The organism is Marinobacterium sp. MBR-111, from assembly GCF_040547585.1.
Classification (GTDB): domain Bacteria; phylum Pseudomonadota; class Gammaproteobacteria; order Pseudomonadales; family Balneatricaceae; genus Marinobacterium; species Marinobacterium iners.
Genome location: NZ_JBEPQA010000017.1, coordinates 1 through 19,859 on the forward strand (window position 1 = coordinate 1; position 19,859 = coordinate 19,859).

The 19,859-nt window shown below is 56.3% G+C and carries 19 protein-coding genes and 1 pseudogene; 16 read left to right on the forward strand and 4 right to left on the reverse strand.

The genetic code is table 11. From position 1 onward, the window contains the following. Positions 1–128, reverse strand: a pseudogene (locus tag ABIE61_RS12285) (IS256 family transposase); the annotation flags it as partial. A 143-nt stretch (positions 129–271) separates the two neighbouring features. Between ABIE61_RS12285 and sfsA the strand changes: the two are divergent. Both sfsA and ABIE61_RS12295 read left to right on the forward strand, forming a co-directional pair. After that, positions 272–994 (forward strand): DNA/RNA nuclease SfsA, encoded by a 723-nt coding sequence (gene sfsA, locus ABIE61_RS12290; RefSeq protein WP_354409858.1) that lies wholly within the window; start codon positions 272–274, stop codon positions 992–994. Positions 995–1,042: 48 nt separating this feature from the next. After that, complete coding sequence (locus tag ABIE61_RS12295; protein ID WP_354409861.1) at positions 1,043–1,999, forward strand: sensor domain-containing diguanylate cyclase; 957 nt, start codon at positions 1,043–1,045, stop codon at positions 1,997–1,999. Between the two features lie 3 nt (positions 2,000–2,002). On the opposite strand, the gene ABIE61_RS12300 is transcribed toward ABIE61_RS12295, so the two are convergent. Beyond that, on the reverse strand, positions 2,003–3,121 hold the full coding sequence (locus ABIE61_RS12300) for a GNAT family N-acetyltransferase/peptidase C39 family protein (protein WP_354409864.1): 1,119 nt from the start codon (positions 3,119–3,121) through the stop codon (positions 2,003–2,005). 146 nt (positions 3,122–3,267) lie between these two features. Here ABIE61_RS12300 and ABIE61_RS12305 point away from each other — a divergent pair, with 146 nt between their 5' ends. From ABIE61_RS12305 to ABIE61_RS12345, 9 genes are all read left to right on the forward strand, one after another. Further along, positions 3,268–4,767, forward strand: coding sequence for a RimK family ATP-grasp domain-containing protein (locus ABIE61_RS12305; RefSeq protein ID WP_354409865.1), 1,500 nt, complete (start codon positions 3,268–3,270; stop codon positions 4,765–4,767). Between the two features lie 15 nt (positions 4,768–4,782). Continuing rightward, positions 4,783–5,196: a hemerythrin domain-containing protein gene (locus ABIE61_RS12310; RefSeq protein WP_206834997.1), complete on the forward strand. Its 414-nt coding sequence runs from the start codon at positions 4,783–4,785 to the stop codon at positions 5,194–5,196. Between the two features lie 58 nt (positions 5,197–5,254). Then, entirely contained in the window at positions 5,255–5,887 is a 633-nt protein-coding gene (locus tag ABIE61_RS12315) for a DUF2238 domain-containing protein (RefSeq protein ID WP_354409867.1), read from the forward strand. Positions 5,888–5,980: 93 nt separating this feature from the next. Further along, positions 5,981–6,997, forward strand: a complete 1,017-nt coding sequence (locus ABIE61_RS12320) for an amino acid ABC transporter substrate-binding protein (protein ID WP_354409870.1) — start codon at positions 5,981–5,983, stop codon at positions 6,995–6,997. Positions 6,998–7,083: 86 nt separating this feature from the next. Further along, positions 7,084–8,673, forward strand: a complete 1,590-nt coding sequence (locus ABIE61_RS12325; protein WP_354409872.1) for a GGDEF domain-containing protein — start codon at positions 7,084–7,086, stop codon at positions 8,671–8,673. A gap of 114 nt (positions 8,674–8,787) precedes the next feature. Next, the gene (locus tag ABIE61_RS12330; RefSeq protein WP_354409875.1) at positions 8,788–9,375 is read left to right on the forward strand and encodes a Crp/Fnr family transcriptional regulator; all 588 of its coding nucleotides are present in this window, start codon (positions 8,788–8,790) and stop codon (positions 9,373–9,375) included. Positions 9,376–9,473: 98 nt separating this feature from the next. Then, the gene (locus ABIE61_RS12335; RefSeq protein ID WP_354409876.1) at positions 9,474–10,103 is read left to right on the forward strand and encodes an NAD(P)H-dependent oxidoreductase; all 630 of its coding nucleotides are present in this window, start codon (positions 9,474–9,476) and stop codon (positions 10,101–10,103) included. Then, positions 10,100–10,549, forward strand: a complete 450-nt coding sequence (locus ABIE61_RS12340; protein ID WP_354409879.1) for a DMT family transporter — start codon at positions 10,100–10,102, stop codon at positions 10,547–10,549. The genes ABIE61_RS12335 and ABIE61_RS12340 overlap by 4 nt, the downstream gene beginning before the upstream one ends. Continuing rightward, positions 10,549–11,250 carry a GNAT family N-acetyltransferase gene (locus tag ABIE61_RS12345; RefSeq protein ID WP_354409881.1) on the forward strand — a complete coding sequence of 234 codons (702 nt, stop codon included), beginning with the start codon at positions 10,549–10,551 and terminating at the stop codon, positions 11,248–11,250. The genes ABIE61_RS12340 and ABIE61_RS12345 overlap by 1 nt, the downstream gene beginning before the upstream one ends. Here ABIE61_RS12345 and ABIE61_RS12350 read toward each other — a convergent pair whose 3' ends face one another. Further along, on the reverse strand, positions 11,251–12,741 hold the full coding sequence (locus tag ABIE61_RS12350; protein WP_354409884.1) for an aldehyde dehydrogenase family protein: 1,491 nt from the start codon (positions 12,739–12,741) through the stop codon (positions 11,251–11,253). It lies immediately after the preceding gene. A 424-nt stretch (positions 12,742–13,165) separates the two neighbouring features. On the opposite strand from ABIE61_RS12350, the gene peaA reads away from it, so the two are divergent. From peaA to ABIE61_RS12375, 5 genes are all read left to right on the forward strand, one after another. Next, positions 13,166–14,755, forward strand: a complete 1,590-nt coding sequence (gene peaA / locus ABIE61_RS12355; protein WP_354409887.1) for a quinohemoprotein amine dehydrogenase subunit alpha — start codon at positions 13,166–13,168, stop codon at positions 14,753–14,755. A gap of 72 nt (positions 14,756–14,827) precedes the next feature. Then, positions 14,828–16,258, forward strand: coding sequence for a quinohemoprotein amine dehydrogenase maturation protein (gene peaB / locus ABIE61_RS12360; protein WP_206834968.1), 1,431 nt, complete (start codon positions 14,828–14,830; stop codon positions 16,256–16,258). A 1-nt stretch (position 16,259) separates the two neighbouring features. Then, a complete protein-coding gene (gene qhpC / locus ABIE61_RS12365) occupies positions 16,260–16,586 on the forward strand; it encodes a quinohemoprotein amine dehydrogenase subunit gamma (protein WP_206834966.1) in 327 nt (108 codons plus the stop codon). Positions 16,587–16,604: 18 nt separating this feature from the next. Further along, positions 16,605–17,729, forward strand: a complete 1,125-nt coding sequence (gene peaD, locus ABIE61_RS12370; protein ID WP_354409890.1) for a quinohemoprotein amine dehydrogenase subunit beta — start codon at positions 16,605–16,607, stop codon at positions 17,727–17,729. Between the two features lie 106 nt (positions 17,730–17,835). Further along, positions 17,836–19,170 (forward strand): alginate export family protein, encoded by a 1,335-nt coding sequence (locus tag ABIE61_RS12375; RefSeq protein WP_354409892.1) that lies wholly within the window; start codon positions 17,836–17,838, stop codon positions 19,168–19,170. A gap of 56 nt (positions 19,171–19,226) precedes the next feature. Here ABIE61_RS12375 and ABIE61_RS12380 read toward each other — a convergent pair whose 3' ends face one another. After that, positions 19,227–19,739, reverse strand: coding sequence for a Slp family lipoprotein (locus tag ABIE61_RS12380; protein ID WP_354409894.1), 513 nt, complete (start codon positions 19,737–19,739; stop codon positions 19,227–19,229). Positions 19,740–19,859 lie beyond the last annotated feature (120 nt).

The window sequence follows — 19,859 nt, forward strand, 5'->3', positions numbered from 1 at the left end:
TCACCTTGCATGGCGGCTTCGGTGAGTTGCTTGATCAACGGGGTCAGGATACCGTCTTTGCCGGTGAGGTCTTTGCCCTCACGCAGGGCTTGAAGGGCGGCATCCATATCGAATGTAGGTTTAGTCATGAGTCATCCCTTTTCGGTTCAGTCTAAAGAAATGACACAGAATTCTGAACACTACCTATTGATCTGATTTCTCCTTCGTAGCTGGGAACTTCGGCCCGTTTTCGTGCCTGCATACATTGAATCTCTGCAAGGACAAAACATTGATGCGATTTGATCCCCCGCTTGAAGCCGTGACTCTGCTGCGCCGTTACAAGCGTTTTCTGGCGGATGTGCGCCGTGCCGATGGCAGTGAAATGACGGTGCATTGCCCCAATACCGGCTCAATGAAAAACTGCGTGTTGCCGGGTGTCGAGCAGCTTGCACTGATTTCCGACAGCGGCAACCTCAAGCGCAAGTATCGCCACACGCTGGAGGCGCTGCAGGTCGCGCACGGTCACTGGGCAGGTGTGAATACCAGCCGCACCAATGCATTGGTGGAAGAGGCGGTGCGTGCAGGTCGGATTCCCGAGTTGTCGCCGCTGACCGGTGTTGAGCGAGAAGTGACCTTCGGTGACAGCCGCTTCGATCTGGCGCTGGGAGAGCGCAAGCAACCACATACCTTTATTGAGGTGAAAAACGTGACGCTGGGGCCGGGGCCTGATGATCCCGATGATGGCATCATCGCTTTTCCCGACTCAGTCACCGAGCGTGGCCAGAAACACCTGCTAACGCTGATGCAAGTCGTGGCGCAGGGCCATAGAGCCGTGCTGTTTTTCTGCGTGCAGCACACAGGGGCTATAGCGGCCCGGCCGGCGGACGAGATCGATGGTCGCTATGGCGAACTGTTGCGCATGGCGATGTCGCGGGGGGTTGAAGTGCTGGCTTGGCGCGTCAGTCTGTCAGCCGAGTCCTTTATACTGGAACACTCCCTACCGTTGCAGGTATAAGGTAGAGTCGATTATCGTGATGAAACCTGAATTCTGTTGGAGATTGCCATGTCAGTAGCGGATGACTCAGCTGGCCAGGCGCTGGAAACGGACGCCAGTATCTACAAGACTCTACTGGAATCAACTCGGGCAATCCCCTGGAAAATCGACTGGAAAACCCTGCAGTTTGCCTATATCGGCCCTCAAATAGAGCCTCTGCTGGGCTGGAGTCAGGAAAGCTGGGTCAGCGTTGACGACTGGGCAACACGGATGCATCCGGATGATCGCGAATGGGTGGTCAACTTCTGTGTATCACAGTCACAAAGTGGTGTAGACCATGAGGCGGACTACCGGGCCCTGACAGCCTCGGGTGATTATGTCTGGATTCGTGATGTGGTGCATGTGGTGCGCGACGAAGCCGGAGAGGTCGAAGCCCTTGTCGGCTTCATGTTCGACATCAGTGAGCGCAAGCGCACGGAACAGGAGCTGCTGCGGCTGCAGAAGGAACTGGAAGAGCTCTCACTGCGCGACGGTCTGACTGGCGTGGCCAATCGTCGCCATCTGGATCAGATTCTGGAACAGGAATGGGAACGGGCTCAGCGCCACAACCAGCCGCTGTCATTGGCAATTTTCGATATCGATTACTTCAAGCAATACAATGACTGCTATGGTCATCTTCAGGGAGATGAATGCCTCAAGCAGGTGGCACAGCTGTTACAGGCTGCCATTCGCAGTGGTGATTTTCTGGCTCGTTTCGGAGGCGAGGAATTTGTCCTGGTTCTGCCGCAGACTGACCGTGTGGCAGCGCAGAGAGTGATACAGCGCTGTTATGAGCAGCTGGCCAAGGCAGGTATTGCGCACATCGACTCCCCGATTTCCGAGCAGCTGACCTTCAGTTGTGGTTTGGGCAGTTGCCTGCCCGGTGCGATTGAAACTCTTGAAGCCTTTGTTGAACGAGTCGATCGCTCCCTCTATGAGGCCAAGCACCGCAATCGTAACGCGCTGGTGATCGCCGATACGGACTGAGTCTCAACCCGAGGCCTGTTTTGAAATGATCACCGCTGTTCGCAGCCCTTCCTTGCCAAAGCGCGCCATGCGCCAGAAATGATTGCGGGGCACCGGCACGTTCTGGATATCCAGCCGCGTTTTGTCATCCTCTTCATCCACTTCCGGATCATGCAGATACACGTAGTGGTTGTCGATGCCGGTCAGCACCACCCAGTGCGGGCTCTTTTGCCGACTGAAACGCCAGCTGCTGATCAGCATCAGGACAAAACGACCGGCTGACAGTGCCTGCTCGATGGCCTCCAGGCTGACCTCTTCTGCATGCTCGATGATGCCAGCCGTTTCGGTTTGCTGTTTGAAGTCCTGATGCACCAGCTCAAGGACTTCCTTTTTCAGTTCGGTTCGGACCCCGTGAATGAACAGGGGACCTTCGCGGTTGATATACAGTTCCGCCCCGAAGCCACGTCGCCAGGCCGCCAGTGCCAGCCCTCGAGGGCCGCAGCCGCCGTGACCGGTTGTCATGAAAATGGACGTGGCTTCGCGCCAAATTTGAAGCTCCTGACGTCGGTCCATTACGATGGCCGGGTCGAGAGCCTTCATCGCCATCAACAACGAGGCCGGGCCGCAGGTAAAGGGCAGGGTCTGGCCATACCAGGGCACCATCCCCGGTGAGCGGGTAGTCAGGGCCAGCAGGCGCTTCTGGAGCCGGAGCGCAGGGGCGTGATCCTCGTAATAATCTTCATACAGTCCAAACTGGCGGTAGCCCAGCTTTTCATACAACTGGATGGCACTGGCATTGTCGGTACGCACCTCCAACCGCAAGGCAAGACAGTCATGCTCCAGTGCGGCCTGCTCCGCCGCCTGCATCAGCTGACGGGCGATACCCTGTCCACGCATGCGATCGTCTACAGCCAGCGAATAAATACGTCCGAGCGAGGTGCCGCGGTGAAACAGGACCAGCACATATCCCACAAGGCCAATCGTTTCAGTACTGGCGGTAATCAGAGCACAGTGACCGCGCTTGAGCATCCAGCGAAACTGACGTCGGCTGATGCGATCTTCGCTGAAGGTCTGGTTTTCCAGCGCAACCAGTGCCGGCAGATCCTGCAGGCTGGCTGGGCTTAACTGAACACTGTCTGACATGGCTCTTACCACTCAAGGGAATGCCTCTAGCCTACTGCCGGAGCTGCCTGTAGAGCCAGTGGCAAGCAGAAATATTATTTGTCCCTGATTGCGCAACCGGACAATGCATTCCATAGTGACACTCAGGTTCACGTGCAGGGAATACCATGACCAAACTGAAAATTGTTGTAGACAAAAAAGAGGACTGGCAGGCGTTCTATCCCGCCGAGCAGTTGATGAGTGCCCATGAGTACCTGGCGCAAGGCAGTCGAAAGGACCGCACACCGGTTCAGATCATCAACCTGTGCCGCAACTATCGCTATCTGAGTTACGGCTACTACACCTCGCTGCTGGCTGAAGCGCGCGGCCACAAAGTGATTCCATCGATTCAGACCATTAATGATCTGGGGCGCAAGTCTGTCTACGGCCTGAACATGAAGAATCTGAACGAGCTGCTGGGCAAGCTGGTCAGTAAGGATGCGGTGCTGCGTCAGCAACTGGAAGCTGATCGACAGCTGGAAGTGACCATCTGCTTCGGGCAGACCCTGTTTGCCCCCTTGCAGGATCTGGCGCGGCAGATTTTCGAGCATTTTCCTTGCCCCATCCTGCATCTGACCTTCCGCAAGGGGGAAAGCTGGCAGATCGAAACATTGAAGGCGGGTAGTCTGAAACAGCTTAACAGTGCTGAAGAGGATCTGTTTGCCACTGCCATCGATACGTTCAGTCGCAAGCTGTGGCGCAAGCCCACTGCACGTCGCAAATACCGGTATGATCTGGCGATTCTGGTGGATCGTGAAGAGATACTGCCACCTTCCGATCCCATGGCAATCAAACGTTTCATCCGTGCCGGGCGTCAGTTGGGCATCGATGTCAGCCTGATCGGCAAGAAAGATTTCAGCCATTTGGCTGAATATGATGGCCTGTTCATCCGTGAAACCACTTCAATCAGCAACCACACCTATCGCTTTGCCAAAAAGGCCGAACATGAAGGGCTGGTGGTATTTGATGACCCCACTTCGATTCTGCGCTGCTGCAACAAGGTGTATCTGTCAGACTTGCTGGCCACCAATGGCGTTGCGATGCCGGAGACCCACTTCCTGTTCAAGGACAGTAAAAAGGAGCTGCAGGAACTGGCTGAGTCTCTGACTTATCCGCGCGTGCTGAAGATCCCTGATGGGGCTTTTTCAAAGGGAGTGGTCAAGGTCAGTTCGCCGGAGGAGCTGCTGCGTCAGGCTGATGAGTATTTCAAGCAGTCGGCCATTGTGCTGGTGCAGGAGTACATGTACACGGAATACGATTGGCGTATCGGCATTCTCAACAACAGGCCACTCTATGCCTGCAAGTACCTGATGACCCGTGGTCACTGGCAGATCTATAACCACAGCAGCGGCCAGGCCGAATCGGGTGGCTTCGAGACCCTGCCGGTGCATGAGGCGCCGGCGAAGGTGGTCAGAGCTGCGCTGAAGGCAACCAAATTGATAGGTGATGGCCTGTATGGGGTGGACCTGAAACAGTCCGGTGATAAGGTGGTGGTGATCGAAGTGAACGATAATCCCAGTATCGATTCCGGGGTAGAGGACCTCTATCTCAAGGACAGCCTCTATCGCATGATCATGGAAGAATTTCTGCGCAGAATGGAACGGCGCCGTCTCGGAATCGGTCATTGATTTGACAGGTGCGTTATGAAACGAGCCGAAGAGCTGAAATCCCTTTCCCGCGATCATCACCACGGGCTGGTGTTGGCAAAACGGGCCATGCAGGCTGCGAAAGAGTACAAGCCTGCAAAAATGGTTTGGGCAGAAGTGACCATGCACTTCAGTGACGTGCTGGAACCGCACTTCAAAATCGAGGAAGAAACACTGGTTGAGCCACTAAGAGAAGCCGGTGAAACCTCTCTGGTAGACCGGCTGGAAAGAGAGCACGCGCAGCTGCGTGACTTCTTTCAGCCGGGACAGACGCGTGGCTATGAAGAGTTGAAGGCCTTTGGTGAATTGCTCCAGGCACATATTCACTTCGAGGAACGCGAGCTGTTTGAAGTCGCGCAGAAGACACTCAGCCAGGAGCAGTTGGCCCAGGTGGATGCGGCCTGCCATTGACGCCATCGGCGGCACTGACTGGATGAACAGGTTGTATCTGGCTGACAAGGAGAGTGGGATGTCGCATGTTCACCAATCATCAGGCAGGCGGGGGCCCGCGCTCTGGGCGCTGGTGTTCTTGCCGGTCTTGTTCTGGTCGGCGTGGGAGCCGGCTGATCGCATGACCTGGACGCTGGAGGTCCTGCCGGCCGTTGTTGGCGCCCTCATTTTGCTGTGTACGCGTCGTCGATTCCCCCTTACGCCGCTGTTGTACAGTCTGATTTTGTTCCACTGCATCATTTTGATGGTCGGTGGGCACTACACCTATGCCAAGGTGCCGCTCTTCGACCTGCTCAGAGAAATGTTCGACTGGCAACGGAATAACTATGACAAGGTGGGCCATCTGGTACAGGGCCTAGTGCCGGCAATGATTGCACGTGAGCTGTTGATCCGGCTGAAGGTGATCCCGTCAGCGGCATGGCGCAACTTTTTTATCGTGTGCTTTTGTCTGGCGTTCAGTGCGTTCTACGAGTTGATCGAGTGGTGGGTAGCCCTGATCTCGGAGGAGGGTGCCGAGGCGTTTCTCGGTACTCAGGGCTATGTCTGGGATACCCAGTCCGATATGGCTTGGGCGTTGGCTGGCGCAATACTGGCGTTGGTGCTGATGAACCGACTGCATGACAGGCAGTTGCGGTCACTGGAGCCCCTGTAGACGAACGGCGGTGACACTTTTGCTGGTGCTGCTGAACTCTGCAGGTAGAATGACCTGCATCGCTGTTATGCGCCAAACGCCAAGGGTTCATGTATGCCGATTCTTCGCCGGTTTTGTTGTTATCTGATCGTGATGGCCATGAATGTCATGCTTCTGTCATCGGTGCATGCCGATACGTTGGATGAAGTCATGCGTCATGGTGATATTCGCTGTGGTGTTTTTCCGGATGACCCCGGTCGCAGTGCCATCGACACGGACGGAACCTGGAAAGGTTTTTATGTTGATTTTTGCCGCGCCACGGCGGCTGCGCTGTTCGGTGATCCCGAACGGGTGCAGTATGTGGAAGTTGATGCCACGACACGGTTTACCACTCTGCAGCAGCGCCAGACGGATGTGGTGATGTACAGCACGACCTGGACATTGGGTCGAGAAAACCGCTATCAGGTTGTGTTCCCGGCGGTATATCTCTTTGACAGCCAGGGCGTAATGGTACGTGCCAACAGTGGCATTTCAATGCTGTCAGACCTGCAGGGCAAAACGGTCTGCGTGACTGAAAACACATCAACTCACAAGAACCTTGTTAATGCACTCGAACAGCAAGGTATTGACGCGCAAGTTCAGTTTTCCAATGGTGACAGTTTTTTTCGGGGGCATTGCGACGCCTACAGTGCCGACCGAATGAATTTGGCCACCAATCGTGCCAATCGTGCGGATAATCCGGCGCACTATATTATCTTGTCTGAAACACTGTCGCGTGAACCTATAGGCCCAATGGTGCGGAACGATGAAGCCCGCTGGGCGCGTGTTATCCGTTCCGTGGTCAACGCCACCATTCTGGCCGATCAAAAGGGCATAACCCAAAGCAACCTTGATCAGGTCTTGAACAGCACGGAGGATCAAGAGATTCTTAATCTGCTGGGGCGGCAAGATGATCTGGCAAGCCAGTTGGGGTTGCCAAATGACTGGGCGCGCAATGTGATAGCCAGTGTTGGTAACTACAGTGAAATCTACCTGCGTCACTATGGTCCTGATACAGCTATTGGGATGGAGCAGGGTGTGAACAAGCCTTGGTCGCGTGGTGGCTTGTTGTTTGCTCCCCTGTTTCTGTGAGCCCCAGCGCCATTATGCGACAACCGCGCACAAGCATAGGTACTCGACTGACGCTGATCATCGGTACAATTTTCGGATTGTATCTGATGGCAGTATCAGCTGTTGGCTATGTGATGTTCCAGCAATACCAGGGGTTCAGTAACCTGGCAGATCGTGAGTTTGATCGTGCCATGGCGGCAGCTGAACTTACCCGAGATGCAGAAATCATTGCTGCTGAAGTGTTTGAAATGATGGTGGGTAGTCGTCGTTCTATCAGTGCGGGCAGTCAGCGGACAGAGAATCTGGCAGGCCTTTACCGCTCTGCACGTGACCGACTGCAGCAGTTGTCGTCGTCAGCCGATGCCGATAGGGCAGCAAACAGAGAGCTTGATCGTTGGCAGGAGCCGTTTTTCCTGAGCCTGGGGCAGCTGGATCAGCAACTTGAACTGGAAAAACAACTACAAACCGAGCATCTTCAGTTAATCGACACACTATTCATATTACAGCAACGGTTACCGCTGAGTGACTTCGATGCGCAGTCTCCTGACCAGCAGCGTTTTATCAGTCATGCGCTGACCGCACTGGTTGCCGCTTCGTCTGCATTGAGTGCTGAACGTCCGGGGCATGTAGCACAACTGGAACGTGCTTGTGAGCAAGCGTTACAGAAACTGGCATTGTTGCCACTTGAAGATGAAAAACTGCTCGAGTTGCGCCGTCAGCTTACCGAAGTATTGCCTGAAGCGTTCAGGAGCCGAGGGCCGTTATTGAAAGCGTCGCGGGCAAGTTTGGCAACGGCGCGGGAAACCCGGGTACTGGCCCAAAAGCTGACAGGGGCAAGTTTTGGCTACCATCTGCAGCTGAAAGCGTCGGCTCAACAGGCCATTACAGACCACCAGAAGTTGATTCGCAGTTCGTTGTTTGGACTGTTGCTGGCATCATTGACTCTGCTCGCCATAACGTTCGGTGCCATTATGTATATCCGGCGTCATATCGTACTCCGGATTAATCGTCTCAATGCTGCAATGCAGGCACATCTGCAGGGTAAGCAGGTGCCTGTTCCTGAATCAGGCAGTGATGAAATCAGCACGATGGGGGCCAGCTTTGCGGTTTTCGTCGATGCTCGTCGCCAGGCAGAGCAGCAGCTGGAGCAGGCGAACATGCATTTGCAAAAGATGAATGCCGAGCTGGAGCGTTTGAGTACAACCGATGCTCTGACCGGCATACCCAACCGTCGCTCATTCGATCAACAGCTTGAGCATGAGTGGCGACGGGCATTACGCGACGGCACAAGGCTGGCCATCGTGATGGCTGACGTCGATGTCTTCAAGCGCTTTAATGATACTTATGGGCACCAGGCGGGTGATGATTGCCTGCGCCAGGTGGCACAAGTGATGTCAGATCAGCTGAAGCGCAGCGGTGACATGATTGCGCGTTACGGGGGCGAAGAGTTCATCGTTCTTTTGCCGGGGCTGGATCTTTCCCATGCGAAACAGCTCGCCGAGCAATTAAGGGCTGCTGTGGCAGGGTTGAGGATTCCACACGCTCATGGGCCGACAGGACATGTCAGCATCAGTCTTGGCGTGGCCTCAAACAGGCCACACCTCAACATGCGCGTCGAAACCCTTATACACCGCGCAGATAATGCGCTTTACGCAGCCAAATCATCCGGTCGCAACAGGGTTCAGGTTGCCAACTGAAGCCGCCTGCGCGATCGAACCGTGCATCCGGTCTGAACTACCGGTTGTATTTACGGCCCTTCCAATAGCGTCTGGCTTTCAGCGTATACTGCGGCGTCAGCAGGTGGGGGCAAAATGAATAAGAAACAGGCATTTATCCAGTTACGCGAAGTCATGTCCGGCTATTATCCGCTATCGGATGAAACCTGGCAGGCGTTGACGGAGATTTGTCATTACCGGCAGGTTACAAGGCAAACGCAGATATGCCGGGTGGGTGAGGTGCCGCGCTCCTTTGCCTTTGTATGTCAGGGGCTGTTTCGGGTCTTTGTTCTGGATGAGAAAGGCAATGAATTTAACAAGAACTTCTTTCAAGAAGGCCGCTTCCCCGGGTCAATGACCGCTCTGCTGCGCCAGGAGCCCTCATTGCATTCGATAGAGGCGCTGGAAGACTCGGTCATCATCGAAATCAATTTTCAGGCCTTCCGCGATCTTCTGTATCGCAGTGAAGATCTTAAACTGTTCCACATTCACTACCTTGAGAGGCATTGGTTGCTGGACAAGGATACCCGCGAGATACGTCTGGTACAGCAGGATGCAGCCGAGCGATATCAGGCGTTTCAACGGGAGTATCCCGAGCTGCTGACACGCCTGCCGCAGTATCACATCGCATCCCATCTAGGGGTGACACCGACCCAGCTAAGCCGGATTCGAAAAAAATCCTGAGTGATCAACCTATGTAAATGAGGGGCAGGGCCGACGTGCGTAATCTGGACCCAGTCAGCGGGCATCCCGCTATGTGACCCACAAGACTGGAGTCGATTATGTCCCCCTTGAATGCGTTGAACTGGCGTTATGCCGTTAAACAGTTTGCCAATATCACACTGACCACCGAACAGCTGGAACCCTTGCTGGAAGCGACACGCCTGAGCCCAGGCGCCTTTGGTCTGCAGCCCTACCGTATTCTTGTCATCAGCAACCCTGAGCTGCGCACTGATCTGCTGGCCTATTCCATGGGACAGGATAAGGTTGTCCACGCCTCCCATTTGCTGGTCTTTGCCGCCGTGACACGGATAGATGAAGCCTTTGTGGCTGCGCATATCGAACTCATGGCGCGGCAACGGGGAGGCGATATCGAGGCGTATCGGGACTTTCAGGCGCACCTGAGCGACTATTTCAACAATATGACCGATCAGGAGAAATCACACTGGGCCGACCAACAGGTATATCTGGCGCTGGGGACCTGTTTGACCAGTGCCGCACTGCTGGGCATTGATAGCTGTCCCATGACCGGGTTTGATGCTGCCGGCTATGATGCGCTGCTGGGGCTCGCCGATCAGGGGTTGAGGAGTGTGGCGATCTGTCCTCTGGGGGTGCGCCACGCCGAGGATACAGTCGCAGACCTGCCGAAAGTGCGTTTGCCGGCGCAGGTGATGACCCGGGTGCTGGCGTGAGTAGTCTGATGCCTTGGCTGGCGCTTTCTGCCGGAGGTGCCATTGCGATTCAAGCGGGCATCAACGCCCGGCTTGGAGTGGAGTTGGGCAGCACCATGCTGGGGACAGGAGTCGCTTTTGCGGTAGCGTGTCTGGTGTCCCTGCTGGTGGTTGTGTTTCAGCGTGCGGGCATGCCCAGCGTGGACCGCCTGCAGGCGGTGCCTCTGTACCTTTGGGGAGGCGGTATCATCAGCGCTTTTGGTGTGGGCATGTTTTATTTTCTGATCCCGCGTATGGGCGTAGGGCCGATGATGTCGTTTGCCTTGACCGGCCAAATTGTACTCGCCGTGATTGCCAGTCACTTCGGCTGGTTTGATCAGCCGGTGAAACCGATGAATCTGACACGCGTGATGGGCTTACTGGTACTGGTGGCCGGTGTCAGCCTGATTTACTGGGAGAAAACCTGATGGAAACGCAGCTTGAACGTGCCAATGTCGATAATTTAATCAGCCTTTGGCAGTTAATGGGTGCTACACAAACCGCGGGAGGGCTTCATTGTTCGACTCGATGGCCATACCGGTGTTGGCGCAGCCCTGCCCGGCAAGCGGCCGATGGCCTGAGTGCCATAGAGTGTATCCCGGCCCACTACCTGTTTCCTGTTTGGCATGCGGGTGAGTCCAGCCGAATTCTGGAAAGCGCTTTGAGTCAACACGGGCTGGAAGTGGGGCTTGAACAGCTGGCGATGATACTGCCGCTTGAGGCCTATACACCACCACCTGCCGGCGTTCGGCTGGACGTCAGACTGATCGACAGCCGACAACAGGCCAGACAGTGGTCGGACCTGTGTGGACGCGCATTTGGCTACCGGCTGGACGTTGATGTAATCGACCAACTGCGTCGGCAGGCGGACGTGGAAGTTCTCTGGGCATGGGGAGAGGGGAGACCGCTTGCGACAGCAATTCTCTACCGCACTGGACCGATCATGGGGGTGCATCAGGTTGGAGTACCGCCTGAGTTGCAGGGGCAGCGGATTGCATATGCATTGATGTGCGAACTGCTGGCGAGCCGCTGTATCGCAAACTGGGCTTCCAGCCGCAATTCAGCATCCGCAGCTACCGCCGCGCCTGAGGGATGCCGGCAGGGGGTTGGCTACCACCGGCAAGGCTGATTACACCTTCATCAATACCGACTTGATCTCGGTGTAGTGCTCGATGCAGGCCGCGCCCATTTCCCGCCCGAGACCGGATTGCTTGAAACCGCCAAACGGCAGCGATGGGTCCAGTGCGGTGTGACAGTTGACCCACACGCTGCCGGACTTGATACGGGGAATCATGCGATGGACCGCTGACAGATTATTCGACCAGATGCTGGCACCGAGGCCATACTGGCTGTCATTGGCAATTCTGACTGCCTCGTCGATGTCATCAAACGGCATGGCCACCAGTACCGGGCCGAAGATCTCCTCCTGTACCAGCGTTGAACGCTGATCCACATCCACCACCACCGTGGGCTGGATGAAGAAGCCGGGCCCCTGACGATCACCACCAGTGGTGATTCTGGCACCCTCGGCCAGCCCTTTTTCGATAAAACCCTGTACCCGCTGCTGCTGCACGGCGGAAACCAGTGGCCCCATTTCGGTGTTCGGGTCCAGTCCGTTACCCAGACGAATCCTACCTGCGATATCGGTGATATCCGCCACCAGATTGTCGAACAGCTTACGCTGCACATACAGGCGCGAACCGGCACAGCACACCTGCCCCTGATTAAAGAAGATCGCATTGGCGGCCCCTGCGGCGGCCTCCTGCGGATCGGCATCATCCAGCACGATGGTGGGTGACTTGCCGCCCAGCTCAAGGGTAACCCGCGTCATGTGGTCCATGGCGGCCTTGCCGATCAGCTTGCCGACACCGGTCGAGCCGGTGAAAGTGAGCTTGTCGACATCAGGGTGCGAAGACAGGGCTGCACCGGCATCACCACCGAGTCCCGGGACAACGTTCAACACTCCGGGCGGATAGCCTGCTTCCAGTGCCAATTCACCCAGGCGTAACGCGGTCAGAGGGGTATCTTCAGCCGGCTTCAGTACGACCGTGCACCCGGTCGCCAGTGCCGGGCCAAGCTTCCAGCAGGCCAGCAGCAACGGGAAGTTCCAGGCCACAATGGCACCCACGACACCAACCGGCTCACGCCGCGTGTAGCCGTGGAACTGCGCGCCGGGCATGAAGGGAACCGATGGCTGTACACAACTGCCCTCGATTTTGGTTGCCCAGCCGGCCATGTAGCGCAGAAAGTTTACGGCCAGCTGGATATCCACTCCCTTGGCGATGGCGACGCTCTTGCCATTGTCGAGACACTCGATCTCGGCCAGCGAGTCGGCGTTGGCGTCGATCAGGTCGGCAAAACGCCACAGCAGGCGTTCGCGCTCGACCGGTGTCATGCGGCTCCAGCTGGAGTCCTCGAATGACTGGCGTGCCGTTGCGACGGCCTGATCAATATCAGCGGCGGTGCCGCAGGCCACTTTGGTGAAGCACTCACCGGTGGCGGGGTTGATCACATCAATCTCCCTGCCTTCGGAACCGGCAGGGCGCTGATCGCCAATCAGCAGAGGGTGGCGGCGGCTGATGAAGGACTGAGTATCAGAGTGAAGGGCAAACTCCGTCATGGTGAACCTCTTATCGTTGTCGTTGAGTCTGTCTCCCCTGTACCGCAATGGCTGTGCCAGTTTTGATTAAATCCTAACTCAATGAAATTGAAAGGTTTTGTTTGTAAATTCCCATGCGCTGTCCGTTGTGGCCTGTCGCAGAATGAGACAGCTGTCTGAATCTGATTCAGCCTGCTATTCCGGCGTCAGGCCCCGAAAATGGGCGTGTGTCTCAGGATGAAACAGGTGTCGCGATATTAAACAGATTACGCTGCCTGGCTGACGGGTTCGAAAGTCGTAATATTTCACTCAAGTGACTGTTTTGTTTTGAAAAGATGAACTTGGCACAGGCTGTGCTACCTCCTTTGTGACTCAACATTGACCTGGATCTCGACGGGCGTCCCGACAGATGCCCCTTGCAATGACCACAGAAGGAGGTCGGACCTTGAATACAACAACTCTGAAACCGCTGGGCGGGGGGCTGCTGGCATTGGCGCTGGCGGTGAGTGCTCAGACGGCCATGGCCAACGACAGTGCCGAGCAGATTATCAGCAGCAAGTGTCTGGCATGTCACACTCAAGAGGCTGATCAGCAGTGGAGCCGTATCAGCCATCAGCGCAAAACGCCGGAAGGCTGGCTGATGACGATTGCCCGCATGCAGATCATGCATGGCCTGCAGATCAGCGATGAAGACCGGCGCACGCTGGTGAAATATCTGGCAGACCGGCAGGGGCTGGCACCGGAAGAAACCGAAGGGGCTCGCTATGCACTTGAGCGTCGTTTGAATACATCTGAAGCGTTCGATTCGCAGGAATTTACCGAGATGTGTGCCCGCTGTCACTCGGGGGCACGTGTGCTGCTGCAGCGTCGGCCTGCTGAAGAGTGGGAGCATCTGGTGCACTTCCATCTGGGCCAATGGCCTACAACCGAATTTCAGGCGCTGGCGCGTGATCGGGACTGGTTCGAGCTTGCGCTGAATGAGATGGTGCCGCATCTGGCTGAGGCCTTGCCTATGGAATCGGCAGCCTGGGATCAATGGCAGCAGCAGCCGGCGGCGCCGGTCAGCGGTGGCTGGACACTGGTCGGCCATATGCCGGGTCGAGGAGCCTTCCATGCCGAGATGCAGGTCACGCCTGCAGAGGGTAATGATCAGTATCAGGTCAGCCTCAGTGGCCAGTATGACGACGGCGCTCCCATTCAGGGGCAGGGCATGGCGGTGGTGTATACCGGCTATGAGTGGCGTGCGGATCTTGAGATCGATGGGCGCGCCATGCGACAGGTGTTTGCGCTGCGCAATGGGCAGCTGGAAGGTCGCATGTTCCTGCGTGATCACGATGAAGTGGGGGCTGATGTGGTAGCGGCGCGTGCCGATGGCAACAGCCGGGTACTGGCACTGCAGCCGGCTTACATCAGGGCGGGCAACGAAGCTGAGGTCAGCATTATCGGTACAGGTCTTAAGGGCATGCCGGTATTGGGCCAGGGCATTGATGTTATCGAGGTGATCAGTGAAAGCGACAGCCTGATCAAGGTACGTGCCAGAGCATCCGAGGCCGCCTCGGGCATTCATGAGGTGAGTGTGGGCGACGCTCAGGGCGGGCGCTTTGCTGTCTATGATCGCATCGCTCAGGTGAAAGTGGTGCCGGAGTTTGCCGTGGCCCGTGTGGGTGGTAATGGCAGCTCAACACCGAAAGTGGAGGCGCGTTTTGAAGCTGAAGCCTGGGCCGTTGGGCCGGACGGCAAGCCCGGTACCGACGATGACTACCGCATCGGCATGATGCCTGCGCAATGGGCAGTGGCGCCATTTGATGAAGTGGCCGAGGCTGATGGGGATGTTCGCTTTACCGGCCAGATGAACCCGGATACTGGTGTATTCACGCCAGCCGCTGCGGGTCCCAATCCTGAGCGACGCATGATGACCAACAACGCCGGTAACCTGAAAGTACAGGCAACGGTGATGGATGGCGGTGACACACACAATGCCGAAGGGCAGATGATTGTGACGGTGCAGCGCTGGAACAACCCTCCGATCCCCTGACAAATGCCTGATGGCAGAGAAGGGGGGATGCCTGCAGGCATCCGGATGGCAACCTAACAGGGGAGAACAGACATGGGCGCTGTACTCAATCTGGTGGAACACAACCTGCATGAAGTGCAGGTCGGGGATACCCGCATGTTGTTCCACATACCGTCCAGTTCGCTGTTTGCGCTGGACAACCTGACGTCGGACATTCTCGATCGGCTGCGCGGACAGGAACACTCCGCCGAAGCGCTGGTGGCCGAGCTGAGCAACCGTTTCACGGAGCAGGAGATTACCGAAACGGTGCGAGAGCTGCTGGCGCTGGAGCTGGTCAATGATGGCCGGCCGCTGACGGATGAAATCGGTACCCGCCGGGTTGATCAGTTTCCACTCACAACCGTGGTACTGAACGTCAATACTGGCTGCAACCTCAGCTGTACCTACTGCTACAAGGAAGACCTGGATATCCCGTCCGCCGGTCGCAAGATGGAGCTGCAGACTGCAATTGATTCGGTGGAGATGCTGCTGCGCGAATCACCCGACGAAGAACGCTACACGGTGGTGTTCTTTGGCGGTGAGCCGCTGAGCAACCGGCCGCTGATTGAAGCGATGGTGGACTACTGCGAGCGCCGCTTTGCCGAACTGGGCAAACAGCTCGATTTCGTCATGACCACCAATGCCACACTGCTGACCGATGAGATCATCGACTGGCTCAATGCCCATCGTTTCGGTCTGTCGGTCAGCATGGATGGCCCCAAGGCGATTCATGACAAGAACCGTATCACCGTGGGTGGCCAGGGTACTTACGATGTTGTGCGTCGCAAGGCGTTGAGGCTGCTGGAGCGGTACGACTCACGTCCCATCGGAGCGCGTGTCACGCTGACCCGTGGCACCACAGAGGTGGAGCGGATCTGGGATCACCTGTTCAACGAGATGGGCTTTTCCGAGGTGGGCTTTGCACCGGTTACCTCTGGCGACATCAGCAGCTATAACCTCAGTTCAGAAGAGTTGATCGAAGTGTTTGCCGGCATGAAACGCCTTGGTCAGCGCTATCTCGATGCGGCACTGGAGCACCGAAATATCGGTTTCTCCAACATGCATCAGCTAATCACCGACCTGCACGAAGGCCATAAAAAGGCCCTGCCCTGTGGCGCCGGCCTGAAAATGCTGGCGGTGGATCATGAGGGGGAACTCAATCTTTGCCATCGGTTCACTGGGTCCGACATGCCGACGTTTGGCAATGTGAAAACCGGTGTCCAGCAGGTGGAGCTGGGGGACTTTCTCTCCAAGCGGCTGGATCGAACCGATACCGGCTGTGCCAGCTGTCGTATCCGCAACCTGTGTTCAGGCGGCTGCTATCACGAAAGCTATGCCCGCTACGGGGACCCTACACATCCAACCTATCACTATTGCGACCTGATGCGAGACTGGGTCGACTTCGGCATCGAAGTCTACAGCCGCATCATGGCGGCCAACCCCGCCTTCATAGACCAGTACATCTCGCCGCGGAGGGCGCACTGATATGAAACATCTCAAAGCGATCAACAACAAGGCCCAGCTACTCACTCAGGCCGTGGCCGACGACAGTGTGGAAGAGGTCGTGGCCATGAGTTCACTGGCAGGCTGTACCGCCACTACCGACCCGGGCTGGGAGATCGATGCCTTTGGCGGCGTAACCTCGCTGTGCCAGCCGATGGAAGCCGATTTGTATGGCTGTGCAGACCCCTGCTGGTGGCCTGCACAGGTGCCGGACATGATGAATACCTACCCGGATTGGAACAAGGACGCCATGAACTCGAAAGATGACTGGCGCAACCTGGGTACCGTGTTCCCGAAAGACAAGAACTAAGCCGAGGGTGACCTGATAATGGACAACAAGCGATTTACATCTCTGATCCCGGCGGCGGCACTGGTGTTGGGCACCACGCTGTCCGGTGCCGTGCTGGCCAAGGGGCCGGCACTCAAGGAAGGCAACGAATACATGATCGTGGCCAACTACCCCAACAACATGCATGTGGTCGACCTGCAGAGCGACAGCCTCTACAAGAGCTGCGATCTGCCGGATGCATTTGGCCCTGGCGTGACTCAGATGGCCCCGGATGGAAAAACAGCCTATATCCTCAACAACCGCTATGAGGATATCTATGGCATTAATCTGGACAACTGTGACATTACCTTCCATGCCAAAATGTCATTGCAGAAGAACGAACGTACCAAGTCGATCTTCTCGTTTACATTGAGCCCGGATGGTTCGGAGCTGTATGCAGTACAGAACCCCACCATGCTGAACCGCGACCACTATCGCGTTCAGCCGGCTCGCCTGGCGGTATACGACACCAGTGCGGGGCTTGATGCCAAACCGGTTCGTACCTTTCCGTCACCGCGACAGGTGACCGTAATGCAGACCGGTGCCGATGGTACGCTCTACATGGCCGGGGCCGACATCTACAAGGTGGATGTGAACACCGGTGAGGTCGGAGTTGCCATTCCCAGCCGCAATTGGGAGCGTCCGCTCTATGCACCACCGGATGTCCTGAACGCCTGGCCGATACAGGCCCCGTCCAAGGATTTCACCATCCTCTACACCACTGCGAAGTTTCAGGATGAAAGCTACAACCTGGACACGGCTGACTGGATCTATGGTTTCATGAATATCAACCTTGAAACCGGTGAGACCGAGACAACGGATTTTGGTCCGATCACCGAGATCTATTTCAGTGGCGTGCGCTCGCCCAAGGACCCGAACCTGGTGTTTGGCGTACTTAACCGTCTGGCCAAATATGACATCGAGAAAAAGGAGCTGATCGCCGCCGCCGAGCTGGATCATTCCTACTACTGTGTTGCCATCAACCACGAAGGTTCCAAGATCTATTTGGGCGGCACGTTCAATGACGTAGCAATCTACGATGCCGACAGCATGGAAAAGCTGGGCAACATCCAGCTGCCCGGTGGCGATATGGCGATCTCCACTTCACAGGTTTTCATCCGCTGATTTCATCATTCCCCTGTCTGCACTCATGGCCTGACCGGGTTTGCCCGGACGCAAGTCCGGGCCCTTTTCCGGTGCCAAAAGACAGGAGTATCAGGAGTACTGCAGAATGACAAAGACAATCCTCGCGGCCACGGTGGCTGCACTGATGTCGGCGCACGCGTCGGCCTACACGCTTCACAGTGAAAATGGCACTGAGCTGAACCTTGATATTGAAGCGGTGTTCGGTGTCTTCACCAGTGAAGAAAACTATGGGCTGGGTGCCAAAACTGAAGGCGGCGGTTCCGACTGGCAGGAGGGCTACATCAAGTATGGTTTCTCCGGCAGCCATGCCTACCCGTCAGGGGCCAGTGTTTATGGAGGCCTCAATCTGGTGAGTTCAGGCACCTGGGGTGACGGTGATGCCGGCGGCTTTACCACGGGCAATGAAAGCGAAACGGATCTCGAAGATGCCTATGTGGGCTGGCGCTCCGGCAGTCTGATCTCGGCATTGGGTGATGATGGTCTGGAGTTCTCATTCGGCCGCCAGAACTTCTCCATTGGCGATGGTTTCCTGATCAATGGCGATGCCCTGAACCTGGGTGACGCGCTCAATGGGGGTGGCTACGATTTTGACCGTGGTGGCGCGTACTGGCTGGCAGCGCGCAAGGCGTTTGACCGCACCGCTATCGTGCGTATCGGCGGTGCCGAAGGCTTGCGAGCCGACCTGTTTTGGATCGAGTCCGACAACCCGGCACAGGCGATGACCGAGCTGGCGGGTATCAACGCCGAGTATGTGATGCCTGAAGGTACTTTCGGTGTTGCTTACATCGAAGGTCTTGATGTAAATGAAAAATACGCAGACCCGAATGTAATGGCGTTAACCCACCGTGACGGTCAGCAAACTTTGAGTCTGCGCTATCAGGGCAACGCAGGTGTTGAGAACCTGTTTCTGTCCGGCGAGTTCGTGACTCAGGATCAGGGCGACAATACGCGCAAGGATGGTGATGCCTGGTATATGGAAGCGGGCTGGACCTTTGCTGACATGCCCTGGTCACCGAGCGTGAACTACCGTTACGCCACCTTCGACGAAGGCTTTGATCCGCTGTTCTTCGGTTTCAACCGAGGTTACGGCACCTGGTTCCAGGGTGAGGTGGCTGCCAACTATGCAGGCCCCTTCAATTCGGATACCGATGTCCATCATATCGGGATAAAAGCCAGTCCAACCGAGATGCTGAGTATTGGCGCACTGTTTTTTGATTTCAGTGATACCGCTGGGGGCTCCGGAGCCCTGGACGGACAGGAACTGGATCTTTATGCCGAGTGGGTGGTTACGCCCAACCTGATCATAAGCCCGCTGATCGGTTTCTATACGCCTGATAACAGCAGCGCCAATGGCGGCAGCCAGATCGGCACAGACGACACCAATGTCTACGGCCAGGTGATTGCAATCGTACCGTTCTGATCGAGGTTGGGAACGGATGCAGCTGAAGGGCAGGGCGGGAAACCGCCCTGCCTGAGCTACTTTGCAGGCACGACAATAATGGGCCGCATCATGAAGGGGCTGCTGAAAAACGGATCACAGTCACAATGCACCGGCGGATCCTTGATTTCGGGCCAAAGGTGTATCTGTTCTGATTCCAGTGTCGGGAACGCATACTCCTGCTCGCCGACCTTGCCCTGCTTGATGCCGCTAAAGGAGCCCAATGCGGTCACCAGTCGACCGGGTGCATAAATGGCCGGGTCGATAAAGCCGGGTACCAGAATTCTGAAGCGACCACCGCTTTTATCCGTTTTCAGCGGACGACCGCTGGCATTGAGTGAAAACTGAACCACCTCCAGCTGGCTATCCTGCTGCAGGTTGCTGACATGGGCAATCTCGCCACCCCAGCGGGCGGCTTGGCCATGAGTTATTACGGTAGAGGCCTCAGAAAACGGCAATAGAGCCTGATCAGGCCCTGAGCGCAAATCGGATGGGACCGTCGCGCAGCCATTGATGAAAAGGACGATAAAGACAAGCATTAAACGGTTCATGGGGGCTCCTGTGAACACTGGCCTGTATATTGCTTTATGACAGTAAGAGAGCGGCGAGAGGTTTGCGCCTCGACTGTCTTTGGCGTATACAGGAGTGACAATTTATGTCGATAGTATATC